Origin of the sequence: Micromonospora sp. DT81.3, assembly GCF_049847225.1 — a bacterium.
GTDB lineage: Bacteria > Actinomycetota > Actinomycetes > Actinomycetales > Microbacteriaceae > Microbacterium.
In genome coordinates this window covers 1-20,859 of sequence record NZ_JBNCNY010000001.1, presented here as the reverse complement: position 1 = coordinate 20,859, position 20,859 = coordinate 1, and the positions used below count along the sequence as shown (strand labels likewise).

Below are 20,859 nucleotides of genomic sequence, written 5' to 3'. Positions count from 1 at the left end.
GCTCCCCGGTCCACAATGCGTGTCGAGGTCCTATCCACCCGCAGGTTCCGTTCGCTCAAGTTCGGGAGGTGGGCGAGCCGCGCGGCGCATGGTCCGTTCGGCCCACCCCGCGAGCCGCCGTGGAGGCGCATGGTCCGCTCGGCCCACGCCGCGAAGCCGCCGTGGAGGGCCACGGCAATGGCGATCAGCGCGACGAAACCCGTGCGGCGGTGTGTTCCCAGCGAACGTCGTCGTGGCGCACGATGATCGCCAGGATGAGGAACGCGAGGCTGACTCGTTCGCCCGCCGCGGCTCGGCCTTCTCCCGCTTCAGACGCTTGATCTCCGCCGCGGCGCCCGTCGTGCAACCCGGCCCGTCGCCGGCATCGATCTGGCCGCGGCGGATCCAGATCCGGATCGTCTCCGGCGGACGCCGTCGATGCGGGCGTTGGCGGACGACATGACCACATGCTGTCCAACGCTGAGTTCGCGACGGCCCGGGCTACGGGCGCCCAGTTCGCTCGGGATGGCTTTGGGAAGTGACTCAAGACCACGTCAAGATCGGGTGACGGAGAGCCGTGCTCATCACGAGACGGATCGCAATCGCGCGTGACGCGACGCTCAACCGGGCAACGATCGGAGGGGGCCCGGTCGCGGGCGTGGCCCCATTCGTCTTCCGATAGCGGGAAAGGAGCGCAACGGAACGGTGACCGCGAAGGGACCAGCTCGAGCAGCCCGCACGACTCTCGATGCTGGAGTCCAACGATGAACGCTGTCTTTCAATGGTCGAACGTACGAGACTATCGCTCCGCCCCGTTCTTGCGTGCCATTCCTCCCCGCGCCGCGGACCGGGCGCAAGGCTCGCGACCTGCGGACGGCGAAAGCATGGCCAGACGGGGACCGGCACAAATCCCTCGCCTCGCGGGCGTTGGGGTCTGGACCCTCGACATGCGTGGGCATAGTGTGACTATCGCAATCCCGGGTAGCGCGTCCAGATTTGGGCCGACCCGCCCGGTTATAGCTGGCGATGCATTCGTGAGGAGATTGGGCCGACATGTCGCGCAGCCGGATCGTGGCTACCTTTCCGTCGGACGATCACACCCTGGTCGTCCTGTTCGCATCGCCTGATGACGCGGCTTGGGCTGATGACGCCGGCGTGCAGCTGCTCAGTGGCCGCCTGGCAAAGGCGCAAGGCCGCAACCGGGACTCGCCGACGGAGATCGTGCTCGCCGTCGAGGCGCCTCAACGGGACGAGTTGGTTGTGGACCAGGTCGTAGTCGGCGACCGGGTGGTGGGGCCGCGCTTCGTCCATGGTGTGAGGTCGCCGATGGAGCTCAAGGTGCCGCATACAGAGGCGCGTTTCCCGTATGGCCCTACCCTCGCTGGCGTGCACGTCAGCGTGGCGTGCTGCACGGGCTGCAACGGCGGCATCCATGACCGCGGGTTGGTGGTTCTGAATACCCACACGGGCGGGGGCTGGTCTGGGATCTGGGTGCGCTCTGACATCGACATGCCCTCGGACTACGCGCGCTGGCAGAAGGTCGCCTTCCTGGGCGGGGTGCTGCGGGACGACTCCGGGTCCACAACGGTGAGCGATGAGGGGTGGATGCGGGTGCGGCTGGCCGGAGAGGAACCCCACGATGCGCCAGCCCCCACCCCCGTCAGCGCCGCAGACTTCCCCGCCGAAGGCACCCGCTCGCTTCTCGCGCGGAGCCTGGAGGCCAGCTACGTGGAGCTCGTCGACGCCCGGGTGATAGACGCTCGTCGGGTGGAACCGCCGGAAGCCGATCGCAGCAGCGGCATGCGCCTGCCTCGGATGGAGTTGCGCCTCACCGACGACTCCGGGGCAGAGTCCGTCGCGTGGCTCTACCAGGCGTCCGCCTTTGAACTAGCCAGCGGTGGCCGGATCGCCCGCCTCCGTGGTTTTCTGCACGCGGAGGCCCCGGGGCTCTACGTCCTCCTGGGGGACAAGGAGGAGGACCTCCTCACCAACGAGATTCGAAGTCACTGAGGAGGGAATCCGGCAGCTGCTGGATGAACGGGAGCTGGCCGCCCGAATGTACCGGGTCTCGCGCCAGCCTCTGCAGCGCGTACCCCTTGACGACCCGCGGCTCTGGCCACAAAGAACAAGGGGACGACCGACCTGGGCGACTACTGCCTTGACGACCCGGATAGCGGCGGCCGTGCGTGGTGGCGGGGCAAGCCCGGTCCGGAGGGATCGTGGACACGAGCGCTGGTGGAGTTCACCGGTCCTGGCGGCACGGTGTGTTTCGCGGTCGGGACCCGGAGGTCGATCTGATTCATCGTCTGGGACCTGCCTGTCGCGGCCGAGCGTCGCGCACTGCTGTCTGACGTGAGGTGCTACCGCGTCTTGCGGCAGCTATGAATTCTCCATCCTTGGCCCCAGGCCTCACCCGGTGGTCACGTTGTAGAGCTGTAAGAGTCCTTGGGTGGGACCGCCGAGGTACTCGGCCTCTGCGTTGAGTGTGTCCCCTCGTTGGAGCGGCAAGTTGAGATCGAAGGCGATGGCGTCAATCTCATCGCCGACCTCGATGAATCGACCGCCGTTCAGCACCTTGACTTCTTCCAACCGCAGGCGGCCAGACCATTTGCGCGGCGAGTCAGGGGAGCGGGTGGTCGTGAGGCAGTGGGCTACGATCTGCGCTCGATTTGGGGCTGCGGGTATCACCTATCCGATGGTATAGGCAGTGCCGCTACAGGAGGTAGGCGGCGTAGAGAAAGCTGGCGTCGACGTAGACGTGCACGGTACGCGTGCTCGACACGGCCGAATTGCACATGTCGAAGAGGTTCCCGACTCCGTCACTTGACCCGTCCTTCAACTGCCGCCAGCCGAGACCGCCGAGATGTGCCCAGGCGGACTGACTGACGTGGGAGGAGAACGTTGCGGTGATCAATTGGTTGTACAGCCACTCTGGCTCGCCTGGCCCTGTACTGCCGTTGCTCGCGTGCAGCGTGACCTGGGCGCCATTGACGGCGATGTTAGTAACGGAAACACCAGAGTCGCCTCCGCCATACGCGTCGCTACTCGGCGTGGAGTCGGCGGTTAGACCGTCGTTCCCACCCGAAGGGTAGACGTCTGTCGCGTCGCCCCGATTGGCGTTCAGATTGAGGTCCCGTTGTCCGTCGGCCTGTTCGATGTCGACCAAGTAGTGGTCCTCATCTGTGTTGTTCGCCTGGCTATCGTCGCAGTGCTCGACCAGCAGCCCGGCCGCCGGGAGTTGGTCGTCGTAGCCGGTTTGCTGACGGTTCGATAGCAGGAAGTATTCGCTAGCAGCCTGATTGCCGATCGGCAACTTGACTACTTGAGCGGATGTCTCATACGGGTCTAGCGTGATGTTCTGCGCGGCGTTGTAGATCACAGTCGGATTGACCCAGCCGGCTTGTATCTTGCACCATGCCGTCGGGTGGGCCGGTCGATCGCCTCCGCCGTTCCAACTACCCGCTGCCATGAGGTCCCAGGCACCAGTACCAGCGGAGGAGTAGTCGGTGTCGTACAGGTCCGGCCAGCCCATCAGCAGGTGACCGAGCTCGTGGGCCATGACGCCGATCCGGCCGTCTTCAGGCGCCATGAAGTACAGGGAGAGGTTCACTCCGTTGTGCGTCTGGGGTGTGATGCCCCACTTGTGTGACCAGATGTCATTGCTGTTTCCCGTTTGTTCGGCGCCGCTTCCCGCACAGATCAAAACGAGCGCTTCGACGTCGCCGTCGCCGTCGCCGTCATACAGAGAGAAGTCCACATCTTGGGCTGCGATATTGAGTACATCTTCGACGAGACCCTGCGCGTTCTGCGGGTGCGCCCCGAAGCCGAAGTTGTTGTTCGTGTAATAGCTCTTCGGGTTGGGGGCCCTATACCACCCGGCCACTTGGCCGTGGCCTCCGTTGACGGTACCTGTCACGTCGAGTGACCCGTATGAGACCTCGCTGAAAAAATCTCGCATACTTCCGCCCTGCAGCGTGCCCTGGGAGAAGAGCAGGTCTCTGTAGTGGTCAGCGGCCGTTTGTGCGGGTGCGTCAGGGAAGTCGACGAGCAGGACCACTACGTTGCGTTGGCCCACCACGGCAGCCAGGTTCTTTTTCGGGGCGCTCAGCGTATCTGGCCGCGTCCTCGATGGTCTCGTGAGGATCTTCCCGAGCGTTTCGACGTCGAGTAGGCCTCGCTGACGTTTAGACGGAAGGGATTCCCCGGAAAGAAGTGCCTCTTTTGATCGAACGATCTCGTCCAGCAACCGAGGTTCGGCCATCACGACGCAGTCGGGACGTGTTGAAGGATTGCGTTGTTGCAACATGATTCGCTTCCGATTGATCTACGGCTTTTTGGGGGTGCGTGGCGGGCGCCGTGCGGATGGTGCGGCGGCAGGGGCGGGCAGGTGCTCCAGCGGGCTTGGTGCCAGGCCAGTAGGAGCCGTGCCTCGGACAGAAGTGCTCCGAGTAATCTGATCGAGCGGCCGCGGGACCACGGCCGCCCCCGCGGCGGTGGCATCGCCCCCGAGGGGTTGTGGCAACCGGTTCATCGGGCGCGGGCGCAGTGGTGACGCGGCCTCCTCGGGCGAAGAGCGGAGCGCGCGCTCGGCGAGCTGATCCAGGTCGATGGGGGCCCGCGGGCCGTGGGCATCCACCATGCCGGCGGCGCTGACATCGTGTACCGCCACGAGCGGCTGCGGGGAGGGTGGCTCAGCCTCAACCCGGATGCCAGAATCGCTTCCAGTTGTCTCGCTCTGATCTAGTGAGACGGGAGGCGGGGAACCGGAAGCGCGATCTGAGAGAACTGGCGCCTCGGATTGCGCTTCGGGCATCCCTATATTGATAGTTTGCGGTGCGCCGATTTTTATGACTATGGGCTTCATTGTGTGCGTGTCCTTGCTGCCCGTTCTTGACAAGCAACTGCGCTTGCTCCATCTTCGTCATTGCAGAGGCAACGCGCCGGTCCGCGTTGCGTACCTCCATGAGGCATCACGCGGATCTCGGGGCTGTGCAATTTGGTTGCAGTGTGGCACTGCTTGGGTGGCGCGTCAACAGGTCGACGAGACGCACCCGAATGACCGGTGAGTCAACGTGCGCCATTGACGGATTCCGCGGTACGGGCTATCTTGCCGACTAACTGAGTAGGTTCCACACTGGTCGAATCTGGAGGAGCCCGATGGTGGCAGTCGCTCTGTACCAGTACACCCACTACACCGGCGTTCCGTTCAATCCCGGCGATGAAGTGACTTGGTGGTTCGGGCCGTGGGATTGGTGGAAGCACGGGGTTGTTGTAACAGCTCATCCGTTCAATGCCTCGTCATCCAATCGCTCACTGGAGGTAGTGCATACCCGTTCGGAGAGCTACCCGGGCGATCCTGAAGGACACAGACTCATCGTCGCCACTGTTCGCAACACTGGACCGGACCCGATCATGATCTTCTACCTGACTGTCACCGATATTGCTCCGTAGGAGACTCAATGCGATACATGGTTCAGCATCGATCCGGGCGGGTTGTCGCGGTGACGAGTGCAGAGGATGGGGCACCGCGGGCTGTAGTGAGTTCTGCTGATGGCGTCGAGGTGGTAGAGGTCGACATGTCGGATGATCCGTTCGATGCATCTCGTCTTCTCGGCGAAGACGTAGCTACGGTTCTCGGGCAGCTACGCATCAAGACCCACGCCGAGGTGGGCTCGGCAGAGAAAGACTGATCATCCCGCGGACCATCACCCGCTCCTCGGGTCGCTTTCGGGAAGATCTGTCTACCGTGATCCGGATCGTCAGCCCAAGCAGGTACGAAGAGAACGCGAGCCTTCATGTCAGTCTCAAACCATTTCACCTACGATCCGGCACAGGTGGTCACTCTCGAAGCGGCGCTGGATTTGCCTCACACGAAGCCTCTCGGCCAGAACAGCAACGACGACGGGCAGGCACGCGCGCTGGCGTACCCGGACTTCACGTACCGTCATGTTTGGGGTGACCTTCGCGGGTGGGTGCGACTCAACCTCACCAGTTCCGTCATCAGGAAGACCACCAACGTCTTTGCCTCGATCAGCGAGGCCGATCCGATAGTGACCTCCACGGACCCCATTCCGGCACCGTTCCTCGGTGCTGCCGTCATGACCGTTGCGAATATCGCCCCTTACAATGGAGGGGTACAGGTACTCGTTTCAGTCAGCTGGGACGCGCCGCTTTTCACGGTAGTCTCTTACGTTTTCGTGAACCCTTGAGTCCGTACTCGAGAGAATCACCTGCCGAACGCCTCCCGATCTACGCTCAGTCGCGGGGTCCACGTGGATCTTGGACCGACCATCCGAAGTTGCGTGTCCACGGCGACCTGCGGGACTCGTTTCCCTAGCTAATATCGACTCGATCCGAGCGACGCCTCGATTCCGCAGCTGCACGCACGCTCATAAGCGGGTCGTCATCCGCGCGGCGGTCCGGCGGCGATACTACGGTCGATCTGAGACCTCCTCGGATGTGGATTGAAGAGGACCGGTTGTCCACAGGTTTGACTCGCTGGTTGGAGTGCGTCCTGCTGACGTGTCAGAAGGATCCGGTTTGTCGGAGGGATTTTAACGTGGGTTTCGTCGGGGACGTTCGGGCCAGAGTCGGGCATGGTCGCCATGAACTTCTTCGCAAGCGCGTGCCTTGCCGGACTCGCGGTGATGCTGATGCTGCTCGGGTTCAACGAACACAACTTGTGGCTGCTGCTGCCGACACTCGCCGCGGCATTGGTCGGCGCGTGAGGATGACCGACGACTTTCGCCGCTCCGCTGTGAGCCGCGCTCGACTCTCCGCCGTCGGACTGCCCGAGAAGCTGAGATCCCTAGACAAGGAGGCGTCCGGCTGGGATTCCCTGTTCAATCTTCTCCCTCGTGACCGTGGTTGCTATTACGCGACGGGGGCGTCGCTGCACGTCGGGGTCAAGGGCAGACGGAGATTCCTGCGACCGTAGCAACGCCACACTCAACGCACACCCGAGGACCGAGACGCCCGGCCGCCGGTCCGTTACTGACCACGAGTGCTGATCTCCATCAGTGCCGCCAGTTGCGCCCCAGCAGCTTGACTTGTGACTTGACGGTCCCCTCACTCCAGAGCATGCTATCGGTGACCGCGAGTGGGGGATCCTACGGGCGGAGCGACCTTGCGAAGCGGACAAGACTCCAGCAGGAGGTTCGGATGCCCCAGCAGGTAACAGGATTGCTTGAAGTCCTCAACGATGCTGGCCAGGTTGTTGTCACAATCGATCCCAATGAGCCGGCGGCGATCACGATCAGCACACCCGACGGCAAGACTCAAGTCACGGGTGGCGGTTACGTCACCGATGGGACGGTGACAGCGGAGCGTGATCTTGTTCTCGGCTCACCGAGCTTCGGTGCCCGGCCTTCGTCGTTCAAAGTAGTCGCCGCCGGCGGAGGGACGATACTCAACTTTGACGGTCAATTCGCCGTGCTGGATATCGGCGGTGCCGGCAACGAGGGCGATCTTCGAGTGCGGGACAACGACAATCGTGTCCGTCTGCACATCGACAGTGGGCGCGGCTCGCTCTTCATGACCGACGCCTCGGGCAACCTTGTGTTCCGATTTGACAGCGACCATGCAAACCTCGACGTAGGCAACGTACTTGGTGGAGGGGGCGCAGGAGATGTGCGCGTGCATGATGCTGCAGGCAATGTGCGCATCCACTTGGACGGCGCGTCGGGAAACGTCATAACATCTGGAGCCGACTGCGCAGAGGATTTCTCAATAGATCCGTCTGAGCAGCTGGGGCCGGGCACCGTCGTCTCCCTCGATGAGGACGAGCTGTTGCGGGCCAGCATGCATCCATACGACCGCCGCGTCGCTGGAATTCTTTCGGGCGCGAATGGTGTAAGCCCGGGTGTCATCCTTGGTCGCGAGGCGGGTGTACCGAACCGTCTCCCACTCGCACTTGCCGGCAAAGCCTGGTGCAAAGTTGACGCTTCCTATGGAGCCATCGGCGTGGGTGACCTCCTCACGACTTCCGCCACACCGGGTCACGCGATGAACGCAACCGATTCATCGCGGGCGTATGGCGCTGTCATCGGCAAGGCGCTACGCCCCTGGCGCGACGGGCTCGGCCTGGTTCCTGTGCTGGTCGCCTTCGGATAGACATCCCTAAGACTTAGGTCGAGTCGCTCGCGCCGCACGAGTAGTCTCGCGGTTCCGGCACAGATCGGCTGGTGACTTCGGCAAATGAACGAAATCGCACAGGTTGGCTTGAATCTGTCTTGTCGAGCCATGTTGTTCCCCAACCGATCCGCGCGCGGTCACGCGGCAATCGCCCGCATCGTGCCGGGCAGCCGACAGATCTACTCCGCCACTTGGCGGTGCGCACCACGCCGATGGGCGATCTCATGACGGGAGTTAACGTTCTCGGCTGGCGGTCAACGCGCCGCCAGTTCCTCGTTGGCGCGTGCGCTGCGGGCGTGGCTACTGCGCTTGTGGGCTGTGACAACATCCCTCCCTCACCCGACCCGGCCCCGCTGCCTAAACCGCCGGATTCGAACTCCGTCGGCTTTTTCGACGCCATGGCTGAGCTGCGCGAAGCGGTCCGGGGCTCCCCTGATCACTTGGTCGCCGCGGCCGCCGCAGCCGTCGCAGCAAAGGATGCCGAAGCGCTGTTCCGGCTCGTGCGCGATCGCGTCGCGACGTACCCGGCCGGGTCCCGCAGTACCGGCGACCTCGTCCGAGGAATTCGTTGGGGCACTCGCGCGACCCTTCGCGGCGGTGCTGGGACGCCGCGCGAGAAAGCAGACCTCCTGGCAGAGCTGTGCGTAGAGGCAGGATACGAAGCTGAAGTCGTTCGAGTTGCTGTAACTAGTGACGGCTCGGCTCGAATGTTCGAGCCGCTGAGGCGACCGGTCTTCGAGCCCGCGATCGAGAGGAGCCGTCTCGCGATCGTGCGACGGTCGCTCGGGCTAACCGAGGCGGTTACCGTTCCGCCTCCGCTGGACCCCGGCGGGACCAACTCGAAGTCACTCGCGAACCAGCTGCTCCGCTTGCTACCAGCCCAACCGCAGGCGCAGGAACCGTTTTCAGTGGCGGCGGTGAGCGCACTTCCAATGGTCCGGGTAGTCCGCGGGGGTGACACGTTGCTCGCCGATCCGACCGGAGACCTCGGCTTCGCCCCCCTAGGTGCTCGCGGGTACGGCAATCCCCAAGCCGCGGAGGGCCTGCTTGACATCGAAGTTCTTGTCGAGGCAGCGCGCTCGGATGCTCCGGACAGGCGATTCACCCTCGTTAGAGGCCAATGGAGTGCTGCGGACGTCGCTGGACGCCGCCTCTATGTCGGATTTGTGCCGCCGGCGGAAAGTCTCGAAGAGTTCACGGCAATTCGGCCGCGAGACGTGGGTGTTGTGGTGCCGGTACTCACCGTACGCGGCAACGAGATGGAGCCGGAAGAGAGCCGCGCACTCTCGGTGCAAGGAACACCGGTGACGCTGGGGGGTCAACTCGTCGACATCGGCAGCGCCGACGGTAAGACCCGTATCGACGGCGAGGTAGTCGGCGCGGCCGGCACCGATCCCACCGTCGTTGCTCGGGTTGCGAGCGTAGAGATCAGTATCCGCGCGGCGGGTTTCCCCACGATCGACGCTGCACTGCGCGTCGTCGACGGGGACGGCCGAATGGTTGAGGGCCTGAGTGCCGCCGCTTTCCAGATCGTGGAGGAGGGAACGCCCGTCGGACACACGCTGACGCGCTCAATTGCGCCACCACCGCGGATCCTCATCCTGCTTGACGGCTCCGGCAGCATCCCGGAAGAGTTTCGAGAGTCGGGTGCTGCTGTCGTTATTCGCCAGTTGGCCGAGCGCCTGCTCATCGCGGATGCCCGGAGCACTTTCCGTGTCGCGATGGTCGACGGTGAGGACGCCACCGAGTCGGGGGATTGGACCTCAAACCTCGACGAGCTCGCACAACAGGCCACTCGTCGTTCCGGGTTCGGCTCGCAGCTCTGGGAATCCCTCGCCGACGCGCGCAGTCTGGGCGCGACAACGATCGTCTTCATCACAGACGGCGCAGCGACCGACGGTACCGACCCGATCACCGTCCCGCCCCGGGAAATCGCCGCACGGGTCCGCACTGGCCCGCCGACGATCGTGATCGGCGTCGGTGACGTCGACGAGGCCGGCCTAGACCTGCTCGGCGACGCCGGGGGCCTCGGGGCTTTCCCGGTCGCAGACCAGGCAGCGGCGGTAAACGCGGTCCTGGACGCGCTCGCCAAGAACCCCGAACCGCCCTACCGGCTCCGCTACGTCGCACCGGTCACCGGTCCGGAGACGCGCCGCGTCGAGGTGCGGGTAGTCGGGACGCAGGTCCTTGGTCGAACAACATACGAGGTCCCGGCATTGGAGGATCGGGCGGCCCTGCCTGCGTTGTCCGGCCTCTACCTAACCGTGAAGGTGGGGCGATGGGAGGCCCGTCGAGTTCTCGCCGGAATCGACACGGACAACGACAAGCAGGTCATAACACCGCGGGACACGGAACGAGTCCACCGGGCGCTATTCGGCACGCACATCATCGGGTTCGAAGCATCAGCGCCCTCGGTCGCCGTCGTTCTGGATGATGTTTCCTCATCCACCCTCGCGCTCCGGCCGCTCACGGAAGCAACCACCCGCACCCAACGTCTAACCGCGCTCGCGGCATTGCCGAACATCGAGACTCCGCTACTTCATGCCGTGACGGTTCCACTAAGCCAGAGCGGCGACATCCTCACATACGAGGCCGGCCTTCGGGCGACTCTGTATCGCGACATCCAGATCCCGCTCGAGAATGATCGAGCGCAGCGTGTCCGCGGAGTGGACATCCTCCAAGTCACCGGATTCATGACGACCGACCCCGACCCGACGACGGCGTTCGCAACAACCGCCCGGCGGACCGCTCGGCTCGCGCTCTTTGAGGCGCACAGCTTCCCCGTCAGCACCGAAGCAGGGCTGACGGGTAAGCAGCTCGTCCCAGCGGGAAGCAGCATCTCGACCGCGCTCGCCGGTTCGGACCGCCGTGCTATCGCAGCGATGATCGCCATGATTCAGCCATGGGGATCCCCTCGCCACCTTCTAGTACCGGCAGACGCGACCCCCACCGCGGCGTGGCTGCTCGACTCAGCAAACGGCTCCGTGTTCGGGTTGCTCGCGGACGGATCCGGGGGCGGGTCGGATGTGCAGGACATTGAAGACACATTCAGCGCAGCCGAGGACTTACTTTCCGCGGCTGACCTCGCCGGAGACATGGCGTCATTGCTCGGATTCGGTGGGTTCTCATTTATTGGCGGTGTTTGGCTGCAACTTGAGAGCGCGAAGGTCAAGAAGCTCAAGGAAGCGACGCTGATGATCGCAACGCTGCAGCCGCCTGCCGAAGACATCACCGACCTGAGCGACCTCGCTTGCAACCTCGCCCAAGGGACCGCCTTCGAAGCGGCCGGCAAGCTCGCGGAGCGATACGTGACCGAGACGATCAAGGATGCGCTCACCGCCGTCGAAGTCGCCGATGGAATGACACAGCTGAACACTGGCGAGGGGTTCTTCTGCGGAGAGGACGAGAGCGGATAGATATCCCCATGGGCGCACCGGTCGCACCGGCCGATCCCTCAACGGGCCACCGCGGTCAGCCCGCTGACCCCAACGAGAGCGCAGGGAGCGTGATCACTCTGGGCGCCCATTTCCCCTGCCACTCGACAGGGATCAGACACATATCTGATGCTGGTGGGCAGATCACCGGGGGTGCCCCGTCGTATCAGGACTGTTCATACCGCACTCTAAGTAGGATGACCGATCCGCCGCGGCAGCCGACGAGTAGCCTGGCGCGCATGCGCACCCGCGCGAACGCCTTCTCTCGTCTGTTGCGTATTCTCATTGCCGCTCTGGTTGCCGCGGCCCTTTGGTCCACGCCGGGGCCGGTGTTCGCCGCCGAGGTGGACTGCGCGCAATTGGCTGACTCGCCGGAAGTCTGGACCGGGGACGGCGGCGATAGAGAGGACTTCTCGCCTCCGAGTGAGGTCGTCCCACCGCCCCTCCTCCCCTTCTGGGATCAGCAAGACTGCGCTACCAAAGCCGTCGATGCCGACATTCCGGGGGCCGACGGGGCTTCCACATATGCCGTCCACTTCGTCGACGTCAGCTATGCCCTCTTCATCGACATGTTGCGGGCCTTCGAGGCGGAGGGGTGGACGATCCTGGGAACAAGGTGGGGTATCGGCGAAAGCCTTCGGGCCAACGACGATCTGAGCGTTGATGAGATAGCGGCGGTGCCAGATACATCGCGGGTGTGGGTTGGCCCTATCAGCCTTCAGCGCGAGGTCACGGAGCTCCAATTCGACAGCACCGGCGCAGGCGCTGGAGCAGATGTCTCATCGATAACGGCGAAGATCTTCCTCCAGAATACCTTCGGCCCGCAGTCGGCGACGGGGACCAGCATCGCCGATCCCAGCGTGCTGAGTTCTCTCCGAACGATTCAGGAGTCGATCCCTAACGCGACGCAGCTCGTGGTGGTGGGTGCAGGTGCTCTCATGCTCATGCTCGTGGTCGGGTACCCGGGCGCGCTGCTGGACTCGGTGATCACATCCCGCTACGCACGGGTCTCGGCCTGGGTGAAATCTCGCCTGCGTGCGCGACCAACGAGCTCGGCCGGCCATCGCGGCCTGACGCGCGGAGGCGCGGCCCCTCCCGGCGCAAGCCTGCGGACCGCAGCACCGACAAAAGCGATCCCGCCGTGGCTTGTGTGGCCTGGCTTCGCGGCCGCCGCGGTCATCGGCGGGTTCGTCGACCCCCAGTTCGGTGTCAACGGCATGTCGATTCGGGTCTTCCTGACCGGGTTGCTGAGCTTCGCCCTGATTAACGTCGCGGGCTGGATGCTCGTCGTGCTCGTATTCCGGCGTAACAAGAGTGAGTCCGCACCCCACATCACATTCCGCTGGGAGTCGCTCCTGCTGGTCGCGCTGACCGTTCTAATCGCTCGGCTGTTGCACTTTCAGCCCGGCGTCATCTTCGGGCTCGTGGCGGGACTTGCCTTTGCGATCGAGCTGACGGCGTCGCGCGAAGCCTTCGTTGTGCTGCTCGGTACGGGATTCGGCCTGATCATCGGACTGCTGGGATGGGTCGGCTTCTCGCTGGTTGCCCCAGTCGCAGCTGAATCGCCCGGCAACATCGTCGCTGTCTTCGTTGCTGAGTTCTTCAGCGGCGTGACGATCGAGGGCATCTCGGCGCTGCCGCTCGCGATGCTCCCCTTATTTGCGCTCGACGGCGCCACACTATTCGCCTGGAAGAGGTGGGTCTGGGCGCTCGCGTACATCGTGGGAGCAGCCGCCTTCATCCTTGTAATGGTGACGATCCCCGACTCGTGGGGCAAGGTCGACGGAGACTTCGCTAGATGGATGCTCCTGTTCGCGTCGTTTGGCGTTCTCGCGACCGCGGTGTGGGCCATCAACTTCGCCATCGCACGGCGCGAGGAGCGTGCCCGGTCGACTCCGCCAAACAGCGCCGCTAAGTAGGCGGCTGCCGACGATCCTGTTGTATAACGTGTGGCTTGGTGAGGCGAACATTCTCCCGTCGTTGCGAGTCGCCTTCGCGTTGTCGACGACGCTCGCAACCTTGCGGGCGCGATGAGTTCCGGACACTTTTCGTCGGTGCGATTCTCTGGTCGGATCACAGCGCCGTCCTCGCACGATTCTTCCCCAATGCTTAGCCAGGCATGATGGACGAGGCTGCAGGTGATGCGACCTACTCAATCTACAAACGAGCCCCCGTTCATCGATCGTGTTGGAAGCCTCAACAGCCAATCACCCAACGATCGGCGTTTGGGAGCGCGAGTGGCGCGTGCAAGGCGATCTCGAGTTTGAGCTCACTGACGTGGCCATGATCGTCGCCGATGACGCACGCGCGCCTGCATTCTTCGATGAGGTCTCGATCGGTGTTCCATGGGTCTCGCATGACGATTTCACCCTGCGTTGGTCGGGTGAATTCTGGGAGGCATGGGAAGACGACACGGGAGCATACTCGGACGCGATGGAGGAGGCGTTCGGGTACCTCAGCTCTGAACTTTCGGAGGCGATCGCCGACGCACTCAGTGGAACGAGCGGTTTGCGGTGCCGGGTCTACGATCTCGAGCACGCACACGAGTGAGGAGAAGACCGCTGCGCCTTTCGTCGATGTCCGGCGGCGGTCAGTCTTGGAAGGTCAGACACCCCGCGCGAAAGCCGGTCCTTCAGCGCAACCGCAGGCGCCTAAGGTGACGTCCCGGCGTGTCACACCGGATCGGTCAGCGGGCGGCTCGACTCTTTGACTGCGAGCGAGATGTAGGAAGCCGAATCCGGGTCGATCCCCGTTCGTTGCGGCCCGGATCCGCGATCGACCGGCAGCGTTCGTGCTTGCTATGGGGCCCAGAGGAACGCGCGAACGTTTTCCTGGTCCGCTGTGAGAGAGGCGTCTCCGACGACCTGGCCGCGGATGTTGATCGCCGCCGGGGAGCTGAATTCGCCCGGGGGGCCCAGGTCCACCATCCCTGTGGACTGTGTCCACCGGAACGCGTGCCGGGACCCGTCCGCTGTGTCGGATTCCCCGATAACGTGGCCAAGGTCATTGATTCCCGTTGCGGCGCTCTCCGCACCGCCGAGGGTGCCGAGATCCTGTACTCCTCCCGACGCCGTCCACCGCACCGCGTGTTGGATTGGATTCTCGACAGTGATTTGTGTCGACCCGGTGACGTGGCCGAGCGCGTTCATCGCGGCCGGTTGGAAATCCCCCAGATACTGAATTCCGCCCGACGGTGTCCACCGGAACGCTTGACGTGGTACCTCGCCGGCGCCTTCCCAGAACCCCATCACATGCCCCAGCTCGTTGATTCCATAGGCGGCGCTCTCTCGCGTGCCCAGGGGATCCAGCTCCTGCATGCCACCTGCTGCCGTCCACCGGTACGCGTGATAGTCCCGTCGGCTCTCTCCGCGGACCCCGCGACGTGGCCGAAGGCATTGATAGCTGACCCGAAGCTGCCGGGGCCGCCGAGAGTGCCGAGATCGCGCATGCCGCGTGACGGTGTCCACAGGAAAGCATGGGCTTCCTGGTTCCCGGCGAGGTAGGACCATCCCGTAACATGCCCCGCAATGCTGATGTCTTCGGGGAACACGAGGCTACCGCCGAGCGTGCCGAGATCCTGCATACCCCCTGACGGTGTCCACCGGAACGCACGCGACTCGCCGTCCACGCCCGTGTCAGAGACGCCCATGATCTGACCCCGTGCGTTGATGGCCTCCCCATAGCTATTGGTTCCGCCGAGGGTGCCCAGATCCTGCATTCCCCGTGCCGGCGTCCATCGATAGGCGTGATCACTCCCTTCCGGCGTTTTGGCATCCCCGGTGACCTGGCCCAGCACGTTGATGTCGTAACTGCGACTGGTGCGGCCACCGAGTGTGCCCAGATCGCGCGGAGCGCTCGCTTGCGCAGAGACCGGCAGGAGCGATGTCGCGGTGGCTGGAAGCGGCGCCACCCCGGCAAGTGCCGTTACAAGCACAGCGACTACTACCCAATTGCGGCGAACGGTCATAATTGCTCCTCGTTAGGTGGACATGTCCTCGGCATAGCGGTGAACGGTGTCCGCTCCCGTGTCCGATGTGGGTGAATGCATCAGCGGATGCGGCCCGCGGTCACGTCGCGGCTGCATCGGGCGTAGCGGGCGAGGTCGGCCGAGTCGACACGGCACTCGGTAGGCCGCAGTGCTGCAGGATGAGCGCGGCGCAGCCGCGCATATCGGCGAGCGAGCAGCGAGCCGCTGGGGGCGGGGCGATGCCAGTGAGGCGGCGGGCCGAAGCCATGATGCAACCATTCCGTGAATGACGGAGGAGCGGAGTGCGGGCACGGGCGGGTGCCCTGGTTCGACGGACACCGCACGGTAGCAGTCCGGCGCCGAGGCCGTACAGACGCCGGTTGACTGAACGAATCCTCGCACGCGAACTTTGGACCGCGGTGCGCCCCCTTCCGCAAGCCTGCACGGCTGCTGAATCGCGGGTCGAGAGGGGAGAATGAACGCCATCGCGGAGACCGTTGTCGGGCCGCGCCAGACGGGTGCGTGAAGATCGACGGTCCGTTCCGTAACGTCGATGGGCTCGAGCTCGCTTTCCAGCCCTGAGTGCAGTGATTCAACGGGATCCGACTGGAATTATCGATTGGATATGTTCCCATCGCGAAGGCGAAGGGGTACTACGACCGTGAACGAACCTCCAGCAGCACCGCGGCTGGAGCACTCGCTCTCCATTGAACCCAGGGCTGTCAATTGAGTCGCCGCGGAACTCAACGACCGATCCGGCGAACGGATCGGCATCCGGGCACCATGCGGGATCGGATCATCGCGCACCCGACTCGATCGATGAATGCGTTGCTCGCCGCGGTCCGGCCATTGCCACCGATCCCGCCGGGGGAGCACACTGACCGTATCCACCCCTCCGATAAAGACCAGGACGACGCCATGCCGCCGATGGCACACAACCGCCGCACCCTCGCGCGTGCCACCATCGCTGTCGGGGCGGTGATCTCACTCGTCGCCGCTGCCTCCCCCGCGATCGCTGCCGAACCGCCTACGATCGTTATCCCGACGGTGAACGGCAGGACCAGCCACTATTGGTCTCACCCGTCCGACGCGATCTATTCGAGCGCGACATCGCTCATCATTCATAGCTACGTTCCGGCTGAGGGGGAAACGGTCGACTGCACGGTCAGCCTCGGGGTTCCGCTGGTAACCGAGACGTTCACCGTCGAGGAGTGGGACGCGCCCGGACCGGTCGAGATGGCCATTCCGGACGGCGCGCTCTCGAACGGTGTCAACGCTCTGACCTGCACCTCAGTCGGCGCCGACAAGTACTGGATCATATCGTGGTCCCTCGGCACGTCGGGCACCACGAATTATGTCACCCAGGACGACCTGACCGCCTACGTGGTGGACACGACGTTCGACCCCGGTCCATCGCATGTGATCTCGCCCGGCGCGACGGTGCTGCTGGAAGGACCGTGGGAACACCCCGACCCGGAACTGAACGGCTACGCTTCCGCGACTCTCACCTCGAGCGACCCGCGAGTGGCCCCGATCGATCTCCCGGTGACGTTCCCGGAGTCGGGGCCGCGCGGCTTGTTGGTGCAGGTTCCTCCTAGCCTGCCCGCGGGATTCACTGATGCACCGGCGACTCTCTCGGCACTCTCCGGCACGAGCACGGAGGCCGGCGGCATCTTCAACCGCACGACGGGGTGGAGCGGCCCGGTCGCCTTCGAAGCGGCCGCGCGATCGAGCACCTTCCTGGCACTCGAACGCAGCGTCGGCACATCACGGGAGCGGCTGACCGCTTCCGCCCGTGTGACGACCGCATTGGCCGCCAGCGCCGCCGGGACGATCGATTTCTACGTCGACTCGAAGCTGGTCGGCAGCGTCGCGGTCGGCGCGGACGGGCGGGCATCGCTCCTGCTCCCGAAGCTCCTGCGCGGAAAGCACTCCGTGATGGCGACCTTCCGAGGCTCGGAAGCGGTGAAGTCCTCATCCAGCGCGACATCATTGCTGCGCATCTTGATCTGACGCCGAACATCCGCGTGGCACCCAACGCTGCCGCGCAACAGTGCCACGACGCGTGATTCACTCGGGACTGATCCACTAAACGTGCGGGTCTGCACGGAGCTGCGCATTGTTCCGCGCGGTCCGGAGATCCATGATCACCGTTACGAAGTAGTCCCCAAACCTGGTGTGACGCCCGACATGTCCCTCAATACGACCGAAGTGACACGGTCGAACCGGTTCGGCCCCCGAAGGCCGCCGGGACTCAAATCCAGTTTCGCTTCGCCCGCAAGGGATCCCTTTACGCGCGGTCTAGTTGAACACTTAGGGTCGTCAGGACTGGTCGGAGGCTGCCGACTGATTGGGTCGTCCATTCCTCTGTTCGGATCGGAACTGCGGGGTCTCAACGCGTATGGTGCAGGGGTCGAGGGTCTAAAGGTGTTGTGCTGTGCCGGTTTCGTGGGAGGTGACGGCTGCGTCGATGATGCGTTGGACCTGGTGCCCGTCGTTGAAGTCCGGAGCGATCGGCAGGTTGTGGATGATCGCGTCGATGAATAGTCTCGGGCCGACTGATTGCTGGCGGAACACGGCGAACGCATCCGCAGGGTCGGTGTCGCCGTAGTACTCCTCGGGAACCGGCAACGCTTCGGCCATGTCGACGCCGCGCCGCAGGCCGATGATCTCGGATACAGCAGGCGCGGGGGCTGTCCAGGGATCTGCCCGTGTGTCGATGGTGCCCGCGCTTCCGCTGATCACGGCGGTCTGGCCCGTGCGCAGTCCGGGACCTGCGATATTGCGGAGTCCGACATGGATGACGGCATGGGCGCCGGAAGCGAAGTCCAGCAACACGAAAGCGGAGTCGTTCGCCTCCGCCATCGGGGTACCGTCGGGAACATCCGGGTGTACGAACATCCGCATGCTCCCGGTGACGCGCACCACGTCACCGAATAGCCAGCGGGCAACATCGATCAGATGGGCTCCCAGTTCAGCGACCGCGCCCTTGGAGCGTCGGGCGTCGAAACCCCAGTGATACGGGTTGATGTCTTGCGCCGGATTCCAACCCGTAGGCCATGTGAAGTAAGCGTGGTACGGATCGCCGATGTACCCATCGGCGATCAGCCGTTTCAGATATCGGTAGTGCGGCAGCCCGCGGTTCGTGAACTGCACCATATGCTTCACACCTGCCCGCTCGGCAGCGATCAACATGTCCTGCGACTGAACGGCTGAGAGCGCGAGGGGTTTCTCGCAGAGCACATGCAGCCCCGCGTGCAGCGCGCTCATCACCATCGGGTGGTGCAGATCTTCAGGAGTCGCCACGACAATCGCATCCAGGCCGGCCCGATCGATCATCTCCTCATAGTCGGTGAAGACCTGAGAGACACGGTGCTTGTGGGCAAGCGAAGACGCGCGTTCCGGGTCCCGTCCACAGATCGCCGTCAGCTCGGCACCCGGGTGCGAAGCGAGCGCCGGCAGATGGAAGTCATCAGCCCAATAGCTGGTCCCGATCATACCGACACGGACTTTCGCTGACATTGCGACCTCCGAACGCCCCGCAGCCCTGATCGTAGACCGCGATCATCAGCGGCACAGCACACTCGCCTCGCTGCCCGCCACGATCCGTACCCGGGCATCGATCGTGAGGTGGTCCCCAACCGCCTTCCGCGTCGTCCAGAGTCGCCGGCCGGTGGGGTAAGGCGTTGACGGTGGGTCGGCCAGCCGACATTCTGATTACGGTGGCCCATGAGCGCTGCGTTCGGGACAGCAGTTTCACTGTCCGATTTCCTTCGTGAAGGAGTCCCCTGATGGTTGCGGCCGCCCGTCCAGCGATCGAGATGCTCCGCGAGAGCATCGACGGCTCGATCATCACCGTTGAGAGCCCCGGTTACGACGAGGCCCGCAAGGCTTGGAACGCCGACATTGATCGGCGACCTGCGGTTATCGTGCGGTGCGCCTCTGGTGGGGACGTCGCCGCGGCGGTGCTTTTCGCACGCGAGGCCGGGCTGGAGATCGCGATTCGTGGTGGGGCGCACAGCTTCCCGGGTCACTCGGTTTGTGACGATGGATTGGTCATCGATCTGAGCCGCATGAAAGCGGTCGTCGTCGATCCGGGGGCCAAGCTGGCCCGGGTTCAGGGCGGCGCGCTGCTGCGCGACCTGGATGCCGCCACTCAGGCTCACGGCCTCGCGGTCCCGGCCGGAATCGTCGGTCACACTGGGGTGGGCGGTCTCACGCTCGGTGGGGGCATGGGTTGGCTGACGCGGCAGGCGGGTCTGTCCATCGACAACTTGGAGTCCGCGGAGGTGGTCGTCGCCGATGGTCGAGTGCTGCGTGCGAGCCAGGACGAGAACTCCGACCTGTTCTGGGCGATCCGGGGCGGCGGCGGGAACTTCGGCGTCGTCACCGAGTTCGAGTTCCGGCTGCACGAGGTCGGACCGATGGTGCAGGTCGGATTGTTCTTCTGGGGTCAGGAGGATGGCAAGGCCGCCTTGCGGCTGATGCGAACGGTGATCGGTGAGTTGCCTCGCTCAATGAACGCCCTTGCGATCGCTGCGATCACCGCTGCTCCGGCCCCGTTCGTGCCCGTCGAGCATCAGGGCAAGATTTGCTATGCCCTCGTCCTCACCGGCTTCGGCGACTCGGGAGAGCACCAGAAGATTGTGGATCACATCCGCAGCGTGCAGCCGCCCTTGTTCGACTTCGTAACGCCCATGCCCTACCTCGCGCTGCAGCAGATGCTGGACGAGCCGAACGCGTGGGGGTTCTACGGCTACGACAAGGGCGCCTACCTCGAGGAGCTCACCGACGAGGTCATCGACGTGTTGACCGAGCGCGGACCCGAGAAGAACTCGCCCCTCTCGCTGCTGATCTTCTACCGCCTCGACGAGGCCTACAGCGAGGTCGGGGAGGACGAGACTGCTTACGGTGGCGGCCGATCTCCCCGCTACTTCGGGACGTTCGTGGGACTCTGCCCGACTCCGGAACTGTTGGGCCCGGAACGGGCATGGGTGCGATCGGTGTACGACGCACTGCGACCGCACTTGCTCACCAGCGGCACGTACGTCAACGTTCTGGTCGAGGAAGACGATTCGCGGATCCGGGAATCCTACGGCGCCAAATACGACCGTCTGCGCGAGATCAAGGGCAAGTACGACCCCGAGAACGTCTTCCATCGCAACGCCAATATCAAGCCGGCGGAGGCCAGCCGGCCAGCCCTTGCGGGGTGAGCCGAACGCCCCGACGCGTCCACCAACGATCCCTCCGCGGGCAGTGCACGGAAGGCATCGCTCAGCGGGCACCCCCCAATTTCCGAGGCCAGCCTGGGCGCGTCCTCGGCGATCCACTGGTCGAGCACTTGTC

Annotated in this window: 16 protein-coding genes; 11 read left to right on the top strand and 5 right to left on the bottom strand. The window is 64.3% G+C overall.

Annotated elements, in window-relative coordinates:
- Nucleotides 1-1,032 precede the first annotated feature (1,032 nt).
- Nucleotides 1,033-1,989 carry a hypothetical protein gene (locus ACPW96_RS00080; protein WP_425881560.1) on the top strand — a complete coding sequence of 319 codons (957 nt, stop codon included), beginning with the start codon at nucleotides 1,033-1,035 and terminating at the stop codon, nucleotides 1,987-1,989.
- 399 nt (nucleotides 1,990-2,388) lie between these two features.
- Here the strand turns inward: ACPW96_RS00080 and ACPW96_RS00075 are convergent, their stop codons facing one another.
- Both ACPW96_RS00075 and ACPW96_RS00070 read right to left on the bottom strand, forming a co-directional pair.
- Entirely contained in the window at nucleotides 2,389-2,553 is a 165-nt protein-coding gene (locus tag ACPW96_RS00075; protein WP_425881559.1) for a hypothetical protein, read from the bottom strand.
- Between the two features lie 139 nt (nucleotides 2,554-2,692).
- Nucleotides 2,693-4,285, bottom strand: coding sequence for a M6 family metalloprotease domain-containing protein (locus ACPW96_RS00070; protein WP_425881558.1), 1,593 nt, complete (start codon nucleotides 4,283-4,285; stop codon nucleotides 2,693-2,695).
- A gap of 851 nt (nucleotides 4,286-5,136) precedes the next feature.
- On the opposite strand from ACPW96_RS00070, the gene ACPW96_RS00065 reads away from it, so the two are divergent.
- The 8 genes from ACPW96_RS00065 to ACPW96_RS00030 all read left to right on the top strand — a co-directional run bounded on the left by ACPW96_RS00065 (nucleotide 5,137) and on the right by ACPW96_RS00030 (nucleotide 14,096).
- A complete protein-coding gene (locus ACPW96_RS00065) occupies nucleotides 5,137-5,430 on the top strand; it encodes a hypothetical protein (RefSeq protein ID WP_425881557.1) in 294 nt (97 codons plus the stop codon).
- A gap of 8 nt (nucleotides 5,431-5,438) precedes the next feature.
- Nucleotides 5,439-5,669, top strand: a complete 231-nt coding sequence (locus ACPW96_RS00060) for a hypothetical protein (protein ID WP_425881556.1) — start codon at nucleotides 5,439-5,441, stop codon at nucleotides 5,667-5,669.
- Between the two features lie 105 nt (nucleotides 5,670-5,774).
- Nucleotides 5,775-6,188 (top strand): hypothetical protein, encoded by a 414-nt coding sequence (locus tag ACPW96_RS00055; RefSeq protein WP_425881555.1) that lies wholly within the window; start codon nucleotides 5,775-5,777, stop codon nucleotides 6,186-6,188.
- Nucleotides 6,189-6,575: 387 nt separating this feature from the next.
- Nucleotides 6,576-6,707: a hypothetical protein gene (locus ACPW96_RS00050; RefSeq protein WP_425881554.1), complete on the top strand. Its 132-nt coding sequence runs from the start codon at nucleotides 6,576-6,578 to the stop codon at nucleotides 6,705-6,707.
- A gap of 433 nt (nucleotides 6,708-7,140) precedes the next feature.
- Nucleotides 7,141-8,091, top strand: coding sequence for a hypothetical protein (locus ACPW96_RS00045; RefSeq protein ID WP_425881553.1), 951 nt, complete (start codon nucleotides 7,141-7,143; stop codon nucleotides 8,089-8,091).
- 212 nt (nucleotides 8,092-8,303) lie between these two features.
- Nucleotides 8,304-11,528, top strand: a complete 3,225-nt coding sequence (locus tag ACPW96_RS00040) for a twin-arginine translocation signal domain-containing protein (RefSeq protein ID WP_425881552.1) — start codon at nucleotides 8,304-8,306, stop codon at nucleotides 11,526-11,528.
- Between the two features lie 215 nt (nucleotides 11,529-11,743).
- On the top strand, nucleotides 11,744-13,465 hold the full coding sequence (locus ACPW96_RS00035; RefSeq protein ID WP_425881551.1) for a hypothetical protein: 1,722 nt from the start codon (nucleotides 11,744-11,746) through the stop codon (nucleotides 13,463-13,465).
- A gap of 358 nt (nucleotides 13,466-13,823) precedes the next feature.
- The gene (locus tag ACPW96_RS00030) at nucleotides 13,824-14,096 is read left to right on the top strand and encodes a hypothetical protein (RefSeq protein ID WP_425881550.1); all 273 of its coding nucleotides are present in this window, start codon (nucleotides 13,824-13,826) and stop codon (nucleotides 14,094-14,096) included.
- Nucleotides 14,097-14,344: 248 nt separating this feature from the next.
- Here the strand turns inward: ACPW96_RS00030 and ACPW96_RS00025 are convergent, their stop codons facing one another.
- Both ACPW96_RS00025 and ACPW96_RS00020 read right to left on the bottom strand, forming a co-directional pair.
- Entirely contained in the window at nucleotides 14,345-14,695 is a 351-nt protein-coding gene (locus ACPW96_RS00025; protein WP_425882126.1) for a hypothetical protein, read from the bottom strand.
- A gap of 98 nt (nucleotides 14,696-14,793) precedes the next feature.
- A complete protein-coding gene (locus ACPW96_RS00020) occupies nucleotides 14,794-15,513 on the bottom strand; it encodes a hypothetical protein (RefSeq protein WP_425881549.1) in 720 nt (239 codons plus the stop codon).
- A 918-nt stretch (nucleotides 15,514-16,431) separates the two neighbouring features.
- Here ACPW96_RS00020 and ACPW96_RS00015 point away from each other — a divergent pair.
- Nucleotides 16,432-17,526, top strand: coding sequence for an Ig-like domain-containing protein (locus tag ACPW96_RS00015; RefSeq protein ID WP_425881548.1), 1,095 nt, complete (start codon nucleotides 16,432-16,434; stop codon nucleotides 17,524-17,526).
- A 408-nt stretch (nucleotides 17,527-17,934) separates the two neighbouring features.
- Here the strand turns inward: ACPW96_RS00015 and ACPW96_RS00010 are convergent, their stop codons facing one another.
- Entirely contained in the window at nucleotides 17,935-19,035 is a 1,101-nt protein-coding gene (locus ACPW96_RS00010) for a Gfo/Idh/MocA family protein (RefSeq protein WP_425881547.1), read from the bottom strand.
- Nucleotides 19,036-19,304: 269 nt separating this feature from the next.
- Here ACPW96_RS00010 and ACPW96_RS00005 point away from each other — a divergent pair, with 269 nt between their 5' ends.
- Entirely contained in the window at nucleotides 19,305-20,726 is a 1,422-nt protein-coding gene (locus ACPW96_RS00005; protein WP_425820597.1) for an FAD-binding oxidoreductase, read from the top strand.
- Nucleotides 20,727-20,859 lie beyond the last annotated feature (133 nt).